This window comes from Chryseobacterium wanjuense, assembly GCF_900111495.1.
In the GTDB taxonomy this organism is placed as follows: domain Bacteria; phylum Bacteroidota; class Bacteroidia; order Flavobacteriales; family Weeksellaceae; genus Chryseobacterium; species Chryseobacterium wanjuense.
Genome location: NZ_FOIU01000002.1, coordinates 24,561 through 39,474 on the forward strand (window position 1 = coordinate 24,561; position 14,914 = coordinate 39,474).

A 14,914-nucleotide genomic window follows, 5' to 3' on the forward strand; every position below is an offset into this window, starting at 1 on the left:
TTTACTTTTTCGTGGGTTCTTTGGGCTGGTAGTCTGGGTGTCCTAGTTGCCATAATGCAAAGGCAAACATATCTCCTAAATTAGCATATCGTTGTGCTGGAGGAATATTACCTCCATGGCCTCCTTCAAAATCTATTTTCAATAAAGTAGGATTATTAGAAGCGTTATTAGCCATTAACTTTGCTGCAAATTTTACAGGTTCCCAAACGGTAACTCTCTGATCATTTATTCCTCCAGATATAAAAGTTGCAGGATATTTTACTCCTTTTTTAATATGGTGATAAGAATCCATTTCTAGCAGAGCTTTAAATTCTTTTGGATCCTTTATTGTACCAAATTCTTTTGGCTGCCCATTCGGTGTTGTCTCATCTCTAAGAGGATTCATTACGCCAACCTCTGCAATAACCGCCTTAAATAAATCTGGTCTTTCAGTCATTGCTCTTCCAACTGTAATTCCTCCGGCGCTGGCTCCCCAAATAGCAACTTTATCTTTTGAGGTATATTTTTCCTTTATCAAATATTCTGTACAGTCTATTAAATCCCTCCAAGTATTAGGTTTTGTTTCTTTGTATCCTCCTAAACGCCATTTTTCTCCTTTTTCTCCTCCACCTCTCACATGAGCTACTGCAACCATTCCTCCCTGATTAATCCATAATAAATACATTTTAGCGAAAAAAGGAGTATAGGATATTCCATATGAACCATAGCTATCAATAAGCACCATATTTTTACCATCTTTTCTGAGATTCTTATTATATATTAATGATACCGGAATTTCTTCTCCGTCTCTAGCTTTTATGGAAATTTCATTGACTGTTATATTTTTGAATTCAGGATATTCTGTAATAGGTGTAAGATTCTCAGGCTTCAAAGCATTAATCTTTACATCATATTTAAAACGTTGTCCCTCATTTGCCCAGCCTGAGCATGTTATCCAAAAATCAGAGTAATTTACCCCTTTATTTTCTAAATTAATATTTCCAGATGGATAAGGAAGCTGAATAGGACTATCTTTTCCATCTTTGTATACATATAATTTTGCTTCTACTCCGTTTTTGGTGGTGGTATAATAAATACCATCTTTGGTGATTCTATAACTTTTAATGATTTCATCTTTTTTTTCAGGAACTAAAACTTCTGGGTTTTTAAAGTTGAAATTATTAATACTCGTTTTACATAGTTTATTAAAAGATGAATTATAGCCCGAAACAAAAACAATGTCATTATTCCATATCTCTAAATTTTTTGCTTTATCATTTGGATCAGATAAAGGCTTCCAATTTTTTTTACCCTCTAATAAATCTTTTTTGCTAATGATAAAGGTTTTTCTGTAATAACTATAGTCAACAACCATACCTATATAATACTGATCTTCTTGATCAAAATCTAAAAGCATTGGGAACTGATCTTCAGTTATTTTTAATTCAGGATTATTTTTAGCAGAAAAAATTTCAATTAAATTCGTTGAATCTGTTCCAATTTTGTATAAAACAGTTCTTGTATTTTTATAAAAATCTTTAGATTTAGAATCAATTGTAGAAAAAGCTACACAAAAAAAGCCAGTGTTATCATTTAGCCATTTAATTCCATCAAAAGAAGCAGGTGCTGTATTAGTAAGAATTTCTGGCTGAATATATTTTGTTTTAACATCCATAATAATTACATCTGCTAACTCATTCCCTTTTTCAGACATAGAAATAGCAATTTTACTACCATCCCAACTAGGACTTATGTAATTAATAACGAAATCATGATTGCGTTCGTTATTTTTATAATTAACAGGATCATAGAGCAATTCTTCTTTTCCTGAAAGTCCATCCTTATAATAAAGCTTAGCTACTTTTTCATTTTCGTTTTTCTTTAAATAAAAGTACTTATCATTACCTGTTATTTTCAAATCAGATACAGAATATCCTTGCCTTTTATCAAGTTCTAATCTTTTCTCTACATAATAATTCCTTTTGGGAATTTGATCAAGAATTGAGTTGGTGTAAGCTGTTTGAGATTTTATCCAATTAATAGTATTAGGATCTTCTAAACTTTCCAAATTTCGGTATTCATCAATGACCTTAGTTCCAAAATAACTTTCTGTGACTGGTTTAGAAGGTGATAAGTTAGTTTTCTGGGAATAAGAAAAAATCGAAAAAAAACAAATAATGATAAATATTTTTATTTTCATTAGAAACTGAAATTATTGTTGACCCATAGTTTGACGAATGGTTGGATTATGATCATCATCTCCATTAAAATTTAAACCTGCTTGGGCTCCACTACCTCCATTAATTGTTTTCATGTCAGTAATCTTCATCAAACGTACTTTGTTTAAAGATAATTTTTTTTCTTTTTTGACTTGTTTTTTCATTTGTAATTTATTTTAAATTGAAATGCAAATAAAAGGATATTTTTCAAATTATCAATAAAATTGTACTATAGATTTATAAATCCTTCCTATTAAAATAAAGCATAATAAATTAATTTCCAAATATTTATATACACTTACACGAGAATTTATATTAATAGTTTTATTGATTAAGAAAAGTGTAAATTTGTAGCATTTTACAAAAATGATGAAAGTAATATTTTCTATTTTACTATTTTTGAGTGGCTTTATTTATGCTCAAAAAAGTATAGTTGATGCTTTAAGTGAATTCAATTATTCTCAATTGAAAAGTAAGTTTGATGATTACTATGATAATGATAAAGTTTCCGAATCTAAAATAATTGCGCAATACTATTTACAAAAAGCAAAGAAAGAGAAAAACAACCTCCAAATTGCGGAAGGCTATATCCTAATACATTTTAATGAAGACTTTCCTACAGCCTTAAAATATATTGATAGTCTTGAGATTATTACAAAAAACATAAAAGGAAGTTTATACCCTACCAGAACATACTTGATGAAGGGAAATCTATATTTCAAGTATGATTATTTAAAGAAAGCATTAGACAACTATATTATAGCTTTACAATATGCAAAAGACCAAAAAGATCAAAAGCAAATTGCTTATGCCAATATAAATATTGCTTATTTAAATAATTATTTGGGTAAGTATGCAGAAGCAGCCAAAATATTCAGGTATTATCTATATAATCCTAATAATATAACCAATGAATCCCAGCATAATCAAATAAGGGTAAGTCTTATCAATTGCTATATTGAGCTTAATAAATTAGATTCTGCCAATATTTTAATCAAAGAAGGCCAAACATCTGCGTTTACAGGTAAAAGCAAATATAGTGTTAATCAATATTTATACTTTTCTGGATATTCTAATCTTAAACAAAAAAAATATACAATTGCCATAAACGAATTAGCAAAGACTTATAATTTTTTTTCCAGTATCAATGATAATAATGCCAATTATGCATTATATAGTTTGGGCAAATGTTATGATGGATTAAATAATAAAGAAAAGGCTGTTGAATATTTTATCAGATTAGACTCTAATATACAAAAAACTAATATTACTTTCCCAGAGCTTCGAGAAGTATATACTTATATTATAGACTATTACAAAAAAAAGAATGATAAAGAAAAACAATTATATTATATTGATAGATTTTTAAAAGTAGATAAAAAATTAGATGAGCAGTTTGAATATTTATCTACAGAATTACCTAAAAAATATGATACACCAAAGCTTTTGCAAGAAAAAGAAGACATCATCAACGATCTAAAAAACAGGAAAACATTTTTATACACTTCTATAGGTCTTCTTTTAATAATTTTATTAATACTCGCCTATTTATATTATAATTCTAAAAAAACAGAAAAAAAACACAAACAAATTGCACAAGATTTAATTCATTCTATTGAACATAAAAATCTTGAAGTTTCTGATAAATCAAATGTAGTCTTATTACAAGAACTTGAATCAGCGACAGAAAATCTTCCATTAGATTCATTTGAAAATAATGTTATTCAGAATAATGAAAGTCTAACGGAAGAAGTTGTTGAAAAGATAGAGATTAAAGCAAATAAAACAATTCCTGAGGATGTAATACAAAATATTCTTAAAGAACTAAGAAATTTCGAAGCCAAAGAACTCTTTTTAAAAAAAGGGATTACCCTAGCCAATTTAGCAAAAAGTTTGAAAACCAATACTGCTTATCTGTCAGAAATAATCAACACCCATAAAGGTAAAAATTTTGCCGCTTATCTTAACGACCTCCGGATAAATTATGCTCTCAATCAGCTGGTGGTAGACCGTAGATTTCGTTCTTATAAATTGTCTGTTATTGCCGAAGAATTAGGATACAATAATGAGCAGGCTTTTTCTTTAGCTTTTAAGAAAAAAACAGGAACAACATTGTCTATTTATATCAAAGAAATTGAAAATTCTCATCAATACTAAACTTAGAAAAATAAATTGACATATTTTTTTGAGCCTATTAAATAGATTCCAAACATATTTCCAAAACACACACAAACCATTTAAATTCAACTATTTAAACATTATAGATTTATAAAATTATAGTTGTGTATTTATAAATCTAGGATTCATTTGCTTTTTTAGTGTTTAGTTCTTGTGCATCTTTGTCTCAGGCAAAAACACAAATTCTATTTTCTTTTTATATGTGCGCAGTATGAAAAGTAAATATAAAGCTGATCAGCAAAAAAGCCCATGTCAGGGATTGTATGACAAAAAGAAACTTTAAAATTTAAAAAAATGAAATTAACGTTTTTAACAACAAATGAGCTATTAACAATTGAAGGTGGCTCAACTGGTGGAGACCCACAAACAATTAATATTCTTGGTAATGTTATATATACAGGTACTCCACCTTTAAATCCTTAATAACAATTAAATTAAAATGAATTTAGAAAAATTAAACTTAGTAGAGCTTGAAGCTCATGAAACTATAATAGTAAACGGTGGCGGTAATGGCGGCTGGTGGTGGCTAGCTGAACAGGTTATTGATAATTGGAGCGAAATTAAAGATGGCCTTTCAGACGGATGGAATGGTCATTACAATCCACCAAAAAAATAATAATTAAAAAATAAATAATATGAAAAACTTAGAAACACTTACAAGCTCTGAATTATTAGCAGTTAACGGAGGTGATGGTTTTTGGTATGATGTAGCTTATGCAGTCGGTGCTCTAGCACATGAATATGTACATCAGGTTGCATTGGCAGGCTATTATGCTAGTGCTGGTCATTAATTCTCATTAAATTATTTAATTAAAAAATCTACAATATGAAAAATTTAGAAACACTTACAAACGATGAACTATTATCAATTAATGGCGGTGATGGATTCTGGTATGATGTTGCTTATGCAATCGGAGCTGGTGCTCATGCTGCAGCTAATGCAATAGTAGCTGCCGCAGATACAATCGCTTCGCATCCTGTTGGAGGACCGAGAGGTGGTTATAATTAATAATATTAATTATTAAAAATTGCTACCTTTATAATAAGGTAGCATTTTATTATTTATGAAAAAGCTAGTTATTTTCTTTATAATTTCATTTGTCTTTGCTGTACTAAATGGATATTTTTTTAATTATATCAATGATATGTATCTACATTTTGATGTAAATCAAAATAAAAATCCAAACATTTCAAAAAATGAACTAAACTTTATTGCCATTCTCGTTGCTCCTTTTATAGAAACTTTTATATTCCAATATCTTCCATACTTGATTTTAACCAAATGGATGAAAGTAAAGAATGAGTTGATTTGTATAATTATTATGAGTATGATCTTTTCGTCAATGCATTACTATAATTGGTTATATATTGTTATGACATTTTTTGGGGGATTAATTTTAAATAATCTTTATGTTTATTATTATAAACATGCTCGTAAGTATAGTTTTATTTTAACAGCCATTTTTCATGTGCTATTTAATCTTTACGGTTTTTTATTTGTAATGTAAAAATCACTTTTTTCAATGTTTAAAAAATCAATTTATATAGGAATTTTAATTCTTGTAATTACACTCCTATGCATTTTACCAATAATAAAAGTTCCCATTTCCTCATCTTCAAGAGGAGTGATACGATCTGTTCAGGAGAACACAAAAATTTCTGCTATTGTTTCTGGGAGAATTATTTATAGTAAACTAGAAAAGAATAATCAGGAGATAAAACAAGGGGATACTTTGCTCATCGTAACAGCAGAGCAGCTGGATACTCAAAAGAATTTGCAAAACAGCCAAAGTTCAGATTATTCAGCACAGTTGCAAGACTTAAATAAACTTACAAGAGGACAAATTTCCGGTTTACAAACCGGGCAATATCAAAGAGAATTATCCGCTATGCAGGAGAAAATTGCTCAGGTACAAACACAATTGTCTCTAGCTCAAAAAGATTTTGACAGAGCAGCAACTCTTTACAATCAAGGGGTAATTCCAAAAGCAGAATATGATAAGTTTTTCTACAATCTTCAAGGACTTAAAAACCAGATTGCAGGAATAAGAGAACAACAAATTGCCCAATGGCAAACGCAGAAAAGAGAAGTAGAAAGGCAAATCCGTTCTTTAGGTTCAGAAGTGCAACGTATTAATCAGGAGCAAAAAAACTATATCATCACAGCACCTATTTCTGGTAGGCTTGTTAATTTCTCCGGAATACAGAAAAATAATTTTCTAACGCAAGGACAAGACATAGGAGAAATTTCACCGGAAGTTTCACTGGTTGCAGAATGTTTGGTTTCCCCAAAAGATATAGGTTTTATTCATACAGGTCAGACCGTAAAATACCAGATCGATACTTATAATTACAATCAATGGGGCTTATTGGAAGGCAGGGTTTCTGAAATTGATCAGAATATTAAAATTAACGAACAAACCGGAGAAGCTTTCTTTAGGGTTCTCTGCCAAATGGATAAAAACTATTTACAATTGAAAAACGGCTACAAAGGACAAATTGATAAAGGAATGACCTTTACAGCACGCTTTCATCTAATTGACCGCACATTATGGCAGTTATTATTTGACCGTGTTGACGATTGGTTCAACCCTAAACTAAAATAAGCCTTTATGTAAAATACCATGAAAACTTTTACTATAATTTTAAAGTTTTAACGCACAAATGAAAAAAAATATATTGATTCGCCAACATGACATCAAAGACTGTGGTGCTGCTTGTCTTGCTTCCGTTGCCATCCATTACGGATTAAAAATGCCTATCGCCAAGATCAGGCAGATCTGCCATACTGATACAAGGGGAACGAATGTTTTAGGTTTAATACAGGGGTTGGAGCAAATGGGTTTCAATGCAAAAGGGGTAAAAGGAGGTATTGATGCTTTGCCGGAACTTCCATTGCCAGCTATTGCTCATGTTGTTGTTAACGGGCAAATGCATCATTATGTGGTCGTTTACAAAGTTGCAAAAGACAAAATTACAGTGATGGATCCCGCAAGAGGAAAATTGGAGGATTATAAAATAGAAGAGTTTTCAAAAATATGGACAGGAGTTCTTATCCTATTAGAACCTAATGAATATTTTGAACAAAGAAATGAAAAAACAAGCCTCTACAAAAGATTCTGGAACTTAGTCCAACCTCACAAAAGTATTTTAATCCAAGCTTTATTAGGCGCATTAGTATATACTATTTTAGGATTATCAACCTCTATTTATATTGAAAAAATAACAGATTATGTTCTGATAGACGGAAATAAACGACTTTTAAATCTACTTTCTGTAGGAATGATTGTAATACTATTGTTTCAAATTTTTATTGGAGCTATGAAAAGTATTTTAGTATTACAGACAGGACAAAAGATGGACAAACACCTTATTCTCGGTTATTACAAACATTTACTAAAACTTCCGCAGCGTTTTTTTGATACTATGAAAGTTGGAGAAATTATCTCAAGGGTAAATGATGCTGTGAAAATAAGGACTTTTATTAATGATGTTTCCATACAGATTTTTGTAAATATTTTTATTATTATTTTTTCATTTGCTTTAATGTTCACTTATTATTGGAAGCTGGCATTAATTACAGCATTGGTGATACCTTTTTATTTTTTAGTGTATTGGATTACCAATAAATTAAATAAAAAAGCAGAAAGGCAATTAATGGAAGAAAGTGCCGAATTGGAATCTCATTTGGTTGAATCAATAACATCTGTAAAAACCATTAAGCAATTTGGAGTAGAAACTTTTGCTAATAATAAAACGGATAATACTTTTTCAAAATTATTAAAAACAATTTATGCTTCGGTAATGAATGCTTTGTTTTCAGGAAATTCATCAGAGTTTTTATCCCGAATATTTACCATTGTATTACTTTGGGCAGGTTCAGGTTATGTTATTGATAGAGTTATCACGCCTGGAGAATTGCTGTCTTTTTATGCTTTAATCGGATATTTTACAAGTCCTGTGTCACAACTAATAGGAATGAATAAAACTATTCAAAATGCTTTGATTGCCGCTGACCGCCTTTTTGAAATCATGGATTTGGAACGTGAAGAGAATACTGAAAAAATAGATATTACAAGTGAAAATATTGGAGATATTCAATTTAAAGATGTTAGTTTTAGCTATGGTAGTAGAACAGAAGTTTTTACAAATTTTAATTCTCTTATAAAAAAAGGAGAAACAACAGCTATTGTTGGAGAAAGTGGTAGTGGTAAAACAACTTTAGCTTCTCTAATTCAAAATTTATATCCACTTAAAACAGGTAAAATCATGATTGGAGATTATGATATTAATTATATATCTAATTATTCTTTAAGAAATTTAGTTTCCGTGGTTCCTCAACAAATAGATTTGTTTTCAGGAAACGTTATTGAAAATATTGCTTTAGGAGAGGATTTTCCAGATATACATAAAATTTTAGACATTACTAAAAAGCTTGGAATATTAAATTTTGTAGAAAAACTTCCAAACGGTTTTCAAACTTATTTAGGTGAAAACGGAGCTTTGCTATCCGGTGGACAGAAACAAAGAATTGCCATTGCAAGAGCTTTATATAAAAATCCTGAGATTTTAATTTTGGACGAAGCTACTTCTTCATTGGATACAGAATCGGAATTAGTTATTCAAAATACATTGCAAGAATTTAAAAATCAAGGGAAAACTATGATTGTCATTGCACATCGTTTGAGTACGATTGCCAATGCTAATACGATTTTGGTAATGAAAGATGGACAAATTATAGAACAAGGCAGTCATATAGAACTTCTTGATAAAGATTCCGTTTATAAATCTATGTGGGAAAAACAAGGCAAAAAACTAACTTAAATATAATTGATGATTGATCTAATCTTAACCATACTTTTATTTATATTAGGAACAATATAAATCACATAAAATTGAAAAACCATTTGTTTTTTTCAAACATCTGCGTATTTTAGTTAAAAATATTAATATGCTATTGGATAAACTCATCAACTATCTCAAACTCGATAAACAGGAGTTTCTTTTTCAGTTCAGTTCACATCCTAATTACCCTTCAGCATTGGCTTTTAGCGATACTTTGAACTTTATGGGAGTAAGAAATGATGCGTACGAACTGGACAAAGAATATTGGGATGAACTACCTGAAGAATTTATCGCTATTGTTGATAATACCTTCTCTTTGGTTAAGAAAACAGGAAATAATTATTCAATATATTCAGATAAAGCGAAAACTTTAAATAAAGATGAGCTTCATAAAAAATCTACCGATTTCGTTTTGTTATTTGAAAAGGAAAATGCAGACACCAAAACGGTCACAAGCTATAAGCCTTTTATCTATGTCACACTTGCAATCATTGCGATTTATTCACTTCTGAATCACGCCTGGTATCAATTGGTATTCAATATTTTATCAATGATCGGAGTATATATTTCTCTGGAGATTTTCAACCAAAAATTTGGAAATACATCAGCAGTTATAGGAAGTATTTGTGGTGATACGGCAGACAGGCAGACTGTAAATTCCTGTAATAAAATCATCAATCAGGATAAAACAAGCATACTTGGATTAAAGTTTTCAGATTTTTCATTAATTTATTTTATCGGAATTACTATTCTCGGTTTATTTTTACCGGCCACTTCATTTATTATAAAAGGATTCACTTTTGCATCGGTGATTGCCATTGGATATTCATTATATATTCAGGGATTTGTAGAGAAAACTTTCTGCAGGGTTTGCCTGGTGATCATTTCAATTTTGGTTGCTCAACTGGTAATTGCGGTTTTCTTTTTTGATAACATTTATTTTGATTTAAAAACATCTTTATTAAGCCTTATCTTATGGATCACCTCTTTCTCATTGGTTTTATATTTAAACAATACATTAAACGAAAAGGACAGTCTACAAAAATCCAATACCAAAAACCTAAGATTTAAAAGAAATTATGACCTTTTTAAAAGAGAACTGACAGAAAAAGAAAAAATTACATTCAGTGACAATGAAACGTTCTCTGTAGGAAATAAAGATGCCAGATTGAAAATTTCAATTATATCAAATCCCTATTGTGGATTTTGTAAAGACGCCCACAAGATTATGGAAAATCTGCTGGAAAAATATCCCGATGAGATTTCCGTACAGATGAGATTTAATTATTCTCCCGACAAACAGAACGAAAAGTTCACCCATCTTATTTCAGATTTCACGTATGTCTACAAAAACAAGCCTGAAAAAGATTTTCTACAGACTGTTGAATATTGGTTCGAAACAAGAGATGAAGAAAAAATAAGACAAAAAACCGGCGCGACTTCAAGTCATGAAGATCTTACACCTTTAGTGAATATGTCTGCCGAAAACAGAGATGCCGGATTGAACTTCACTCCTATTATATTGCTCAACGGATATCAGTTCCCGGATAAGTATGACCGTGAAGATATCTATTATTTTATTGATGAATTGATAGAAGATGAAGAAATGTAAACATTGATAAAAAATCCTTAATTTAGAAAAGTTTAAAAAAAATCCAAGCAGAAAAAAACTGTCGTCACCATGACGGCAATTTATTTTAATACAAATCGATAAAAATTGAAATCTTTTCCCTTTTACCGCCAACCTGACTCCAAAGACTGCGGACCGACCTGTCTTCGTATTGTAAGCAAACATTACGGAAAAACCATTTCCTTACAACAAATCCGTAACCTCTCGGAAACGACCAGGGAAGGGAGCAGCCTGCTTGGGTTAAGTGATGCTGCCGAAGATTTGGGATTTCGTTCTTTGGGTGTTCAGATTAATTTCGAAACACTTGCCGAAGAAGTTCCTTTTCCATGCATTGTTCACTGGAACAAAAACCATTTCGTAATTGTCTATAAAATTGATAAAAATAATAAAGTCTATATTTCAGATCCGAGTTATGGCCTGATTACCTACAATAGAGAAGAATTCATAAAACTCTGGATCGGCGAAAATGCAAACGAAAAAACAGAAGAAGGAATTGCCTTAATCCTGGAAACCACGCCTGCTTTTTTTCAGACAGAGTTTGATGATCATGAAAGTAAGGCCAGCTTTAGCTTTTTGTCAAAATATTTATTAAAATACAAATCACTTGTCATTCAGCTTGCCGTCGGACTTTTGGCGGGAAGTTTACTGTCGCTTATTTTTCCTTTCCTTACGCAGAGTATTGTCGATGTCGGGATTCAGAATCAGGATCTTAATTTTATTTACCTTGTTCTTTTAGCACAAATAATGCTTTTTCTGGGCAGAATGGGAATTGAGGTGATCCGAAGCTGGATTTTACTTCACCTTTCTGCAAGAATCAATATTTCAATTATTTCCGATTTCTTTATTAAGCTCATGAAGCTGCCCATCAGTTTCTTTGATACGAGAATGACCGGAGATATCATGCAGAGAATCAACGACCATCACAGAATTGAACAGCTTCTTACAAGCTCTTCGCTCAACACCCTGTTTTCATTGGTCAACCTGATCATTTTCAGTATTGTTCTTTTACTTTATGATTACAGGCTGTTCATCGTTTACCTTGTCGGAGCCATTGCCTACATCGGATGGATCAGTTTTTTCCTTAATAAAAGAAAAGAACTCGACTACAAAAGATTCTCTCAGGTTTCTCAGGAGCAAAGTAAAGTGATTGAGCTTATCAACGGGATGCAGGAAATTAAAATGCATAATGCCGAAAAACAAAAACGCTGGGATTGGGAATTTTTGCAGGTAAAATTATTTAAAATAAGAATAAAATCGCTCTCCCTTGAACAATGGCAGTCTGTTGGAGGAAATTTTATCAACCAAATGAAAGATATTCTGGTAAGTTTTCTATCTGCTAAGCTTGTTTTAAGTGGAAATTTAACGTTGGGGATGATGCTTTCCGTTCAGTACATTATTGGGCAGCTGAATAGTCCGTTGTTACAATTGATTGATTTTATTAAACAAACCCAGGATGCCAAAATTTCATTGGAACGATTGGGTGAAATTCACGATAAGGATGATGAAGAAAGCAAAGACGAGCAGTATATTCACGATCTTCCCCAAAAAGATATTGAAATAGATAATGTTTCTTTCAGATATATTGGTTCGGATGCTTATGTTTTCGAAAATTTAACGTTAAATATTCCTTTTCAAAAAACAACAGCCATCGTAGGAGCCAGCGGGAGCGGAAAAACGACTCTTTTAAAATTATTAATGAAATTTTACGAACCTACACAGGGCGAAATAAAACTGGGAAACACAAAACTGAAAAATATTTCTCCAAGATTCTGGAGAGATCACTGCGGAGTTGTCATGCAGGAAGGTTATGTTTTCAATGATACGATTGCGAATAATGTTGCTGTGGGGGAAGATTATGTGGATAAGCAAAAGTTGAGAAGAGCTGTAGAAATCGCCAATATTAAAGACTTTATCGAAGAATTGCCCTTAAGCTACAACACCAAAATCGGTAACGAAGGATTGGGAATAAGCGGCGGTCAAAAGCAAAGACTTTTCATTGCCAGAGCCGTTTACAAATCTCCCGAATATATTTTCTTTGATGAAGCCACCTCTGCGCTTGACGCCAATAATGAGAGAGTTATCATGGAAAATCTCGAACAATTCTTCAAAGGAAAAACCGCAATTGTCATTGCACACAGACTTTCCACAGTGAAACACGCCGATAAGATCGTTGTTTTGGATAAAGGAAAAGTTGTGGAAGAAGGAAATCATGCCGAATTGGTCGCTTTGAAGGGCGAATACTACAGATTGGTAAAAAATCAATTGGAATTAGGAAATTGATTAATATTTTCATTAAATTTAAATAACCAACTCAAAATCTTATAGTTATGAAAAATTTAAGAAAAATCGAAAGAAAAAACTTAAGAGAAGTGCATGGTGCAGGTCCAATTCCTGTATTTCCTTGCAATTGTTTCTGTTACATCAACAATGTGAAACAATGGAATGCATGCAACCGTTATTGTCCGGATGGTGACATTCCGGGAGTAGAACCGGGTAATAATCCTAAATGTGATTATACATTACCATTATAAGAATTTTCAGTAATCTTGAAATTGAGATTATTGAAACCCCTTTCAGAGTTTTCGAACTCTGAAAGGGGTTTATAAAATTTTAAACAACAAATGACACAAAAAGACATTTTAGACAATATTGAACTACGCTCCGAAAGCGTTCAGGATATTCTCACACAACCTCCTCATTGGATGATCCGCTGGGGAAATAGCATTATTTTTATCATTCTTGTGCTCATTTTAATCATGAGCTATATAATAAAATACCCGGAATTTGTTCCTGCCCCGATTGTGGTAACCTCCCAGAATCCACCGGAAAAACTGGAAGCAAGAACCAATTCTAAAATCGAAAAAATATTCATTAAAAACCATCAACAGGTTAAAAAAAATGAAGTTTTGATGGTGATGCAGTCTACGGCAAACTATAAAGATGTTTTAGAACTAAAAAGATTGATCGATTCGATTGCTCCCAACCAGCTGGCTTCTTTTCCGCTTCAGGAAACTTCGCATTTTAAATTAGGCGAATTGCAGGGTGATTACAACAATTTTGCAAAAGCTTTTCAGGATGAAGCTTTATTTACAAGACTTCAGCCTTATGCCCCGGAAAATTTAGCCGCTAATCAGAGTCTTTCCGAATATAAAATAAGAACGGCAACGCTCAGACAACAAAAAAGCCTGGAACAGGCAAAATATGAGCTGACCAAGAAAAATTATCAGCGTTCCCAGGAATTATTCAACCAGGGTGTTATCGCTGCCGTAGAACTGGAAAACGAAAAAATAAAATACCTTCAGGCTCAACAAAATCTGGAAAACATTACGATTTCCCTTTCTCAGATCGAAGAAGGAATTTCAAATCTCAATAAAACAAAAAGTGGAACCGCCATCAATACAGAAAAAGATAAGATTACTTACTCTTCTCAGACACTGCAGTTATTTGAGCAATTAAGAAAATCATTAAAACAATGGGAACAAAGCTACCTGATCATTTCCAATACGGAAGGTCTTGCAAGTTTTCAGCAGTTTTTTGGCGAAAATCAGTTTGTAAAGGCTGGAGATGTCATTATCTCTATCTTACCTAAAAACAAGGAAAATTTGGTAGGCAGAATGGCTGTACCGGCAACCAATTCAGGGAAGGTGACTCCCGGAGAAAAAGTTTTAATCAAACTTGACAATTACCGCTATCAGGAATATGGCATTGTAGAAGGTAAAGTGCAAAATATTTCCCTCTCACCTGACAAAGACGGAAATTATTATGTTGATGTTATTCTTCCTAAAGGTTTAAAAACAAGCTATCATAAAAATCTTCCTTTTGATAAAGAGCTTAAAGGTAATGCTGAAATCGTTACACAGGATTTAAGATTAATCGAAAGATTTTTCTATCAAATGAGAAAATTGCTAGGATATCAAAGCTAAGACAGGAAATCTATAGAAAAATAAAAACCGAAACATATCTGTTTCGGTTTTATATTTTGTAGCGAAGACGGGATTTGAACCCGTGACCTTTGGGTTATGAATCCAACGCTCTAACCACCTGAGCTACCTCGCCGTTTTCG

Annotated in this window: 14 protein-coding genes and 1 tRNA gene; 12 read left to right on the forward strand and 3 right to left on the reverse strand. The window is 31.8% G+C overall.

From position 1 onward, the window contains the following. Position 1: 1 nt before the first annotated feature. Together BMX24_RS11765 and BMX24_RS21190 are read right to left on the reverse strand one after the other, a co-directional pair. Positions 2 to 2,179 (reverse strand): prolyl oligopeptidase family serine peptidase, encoded by a 2,178-nt coding sequence (locus BMX24_RS11765; protein ID WP_089792938.1) that lies wholly within the window; start codon positions 2,177 to 2,179, stop codon positions 2 to 4. Between the two features lie 12 nt (positions 2,180 to 2,191). Then, the gene (locus tag BMX24_RS21190; RefSeq protein WP_170835703.1) at positions 2,192 to 2,362 is read right to left on the reverse strand and encodes a hypothetical protein; all 171 of its coding nucleotides are present in this window, start codon (positions 2,360 to 2,362) and stop codon (positions 2,192 to 2,194) included. A gap of 202 nt (positions 2,363 to 2,564) precedes the next feature. Between BMX24_RS21190 and BMX24_RS11770 the strand changes: the two genes are divergently transcribed. The 12 genes from BMX24_RS11770 to BMX24_RS11810 all read left to right on the forward strand — a co-directional run bounded on the left by BMX24_RS11770 (position 2,565) and on the right by BMX24_RS11810 (position 14,774). Continuing rightward, a complete protein-coding gene (locus BMX24_RS11770; RefSeq protein ID WP_089792941.1) occupies positions 2,565 to 4,355 on the forward strand; it encodes a response regulator transcription factor in 1,791 nt (596 codons plus the stop codon). A 315-nt stretch (positions 4,356 to 4,670) separates the two neighbouring features. Further along, the gene (locus tag BMX24_RS21445; protein WP_262485641.1) at positions 4,671 to 4,799 is read left to right on the forward strand and encodes a hypothetical protein; all 129 of its coding nucleotides are present in this window, start codon (positions 4,671 to 4,673) and stop codon (positions 4,797 to 4,799) included. Between the two features lie 16 nt (positions 4,800 to 4,815). Next, complete coding sequence (locus BMX24_RS21195) at positions 4,816 to 4,992, forward strand: hypothetical protein (RefSeq protein WP_170835704.1); 177 nt, start codon at positions 4,816 to 4,818, stop codon at positions 4,990 to 4,992. Positions 4,993 to 5,011: 19 nt separating this feature from the next. Next, a complete protein-coding gene (locus BMX24_RS21200; protein WP_170835705.1) occupies positions 5,012 to 5,167 on the forward strand; it encodes a hypothetical protein in 156 nt (51 codons plus the stop codon). Positions 5,168 to 5,202: 35 nt separating this feature from the next. Further along, positions 5,203 to 5,385, forward strand: coding sequence for a hypothetical protein (locus tag BMX24_RS11775; RefSeq protein WP_089792944.1), 183 nt, complete (start codon positions 5,203 to 5,205; stop codon positions 5,383 to 5,385). A 55-nt stretch (positions 5,386 to 5,440) separates the two neighbouring features. After that, positions 5,441 to 5,884 carry a CPBP family intramembrane glutamic endopeptidase gene (locus tag BMX24_RS11780; protein ID WP_089792945.1) on the forward strand — a complete coding sequence of 148 codons (444 nt, stop codon included), beginning with the start codon at positions 5,441 to 5,443 and terminating at the stop codon, positions 5,882 to 5,884. A gap of 15 nt (positions 5,885 to 5,899) precedes the next feature. Beyond that, a complete protein-coding gene (locus BMX24_RS11785; RefSeq protein WP_089792947.1) occupies positions 5,900 to 6,982 on the forward strand; it encodes an HlyD family secretion protein in 1,083 nt (360 codons plus the stop codon). A 58-nt stretch (positions 6,983 to 7,040) separates the two neighbouring features. Further along, positions 7,041 to 9,200, forward strand: a complete 2,160-nt coding sequence (locus BMX24_RS11790) for a peptidase domain-containing ABC transporter (protein ID WP_089792949.1) — start codon at positions 7,041 to 7,043, stop codon at positions 9,198 to 9,200. Positions 9,201 to 9,327: 127 nt separating this feature from the next. Continuing rightward, positions 9,328 to 10,833: a thioredoxin domain-containing protein gene (locus BMX24_RS11795; protein ID WP_089792951.1), complete on the forward strand. Its 1,506-nt coding sequence runs from the start codon at positions 9,328 to 9,330 to the stop codon at positions 10,831 to 10,833. A 105-nt stretch (positions 10,834 to 10,938) separates the two neighbouring features. Then, complete coding sequence (locus BMX24_RS11800; RefSeq protein WP_089792953.1) at positions 10,939 to 13,131, forward strand: peptidase domain-containing ABC transporter; 2,193 nt, start codon at positions 10,939 to 10,941, stop codon at positions 13,129 to 13,131. A 47-nt stretch (positions 13,132 to 13,178) separates the two neighbouring features. Further along, on the forward strand, positions 13,179 to 13,382 hold the full coding sequence (locus BMX24_RS11805) for a bacteriocin-like protein (RefSeq protein WP_089792955.1): 204 nt from the start codon (positions 13,179 to 13,181) through the stop codon (positions 13,380 to 13,382). Between the two features lie 90 nt (positions 13,383 to 13,472). After that, positions 13,473 to 14,774: an HlyD family secretion protein gene (locus BMX24_RS11810; RefSeq protein WP_089792956.1), complete on the forward strand. Its 1,302-nt coding sequence runs from the start codon at positions 13,473 to 13,475 to the stop codon at positions 14,772 to 14,774. Between the two features lie 59 nt (positions 14,775 to 14,833). Here BMX24_RS11810 and BMX24_RS11815 read toward each other — a convergent pair. Continuing rightward, positions 14,834 to 14,907, reverse strand: a tRNA-Met gene (locus BMX24_RS11815). Positions 14,908 to 14,914: the final 7 nt, after the last annotated feature.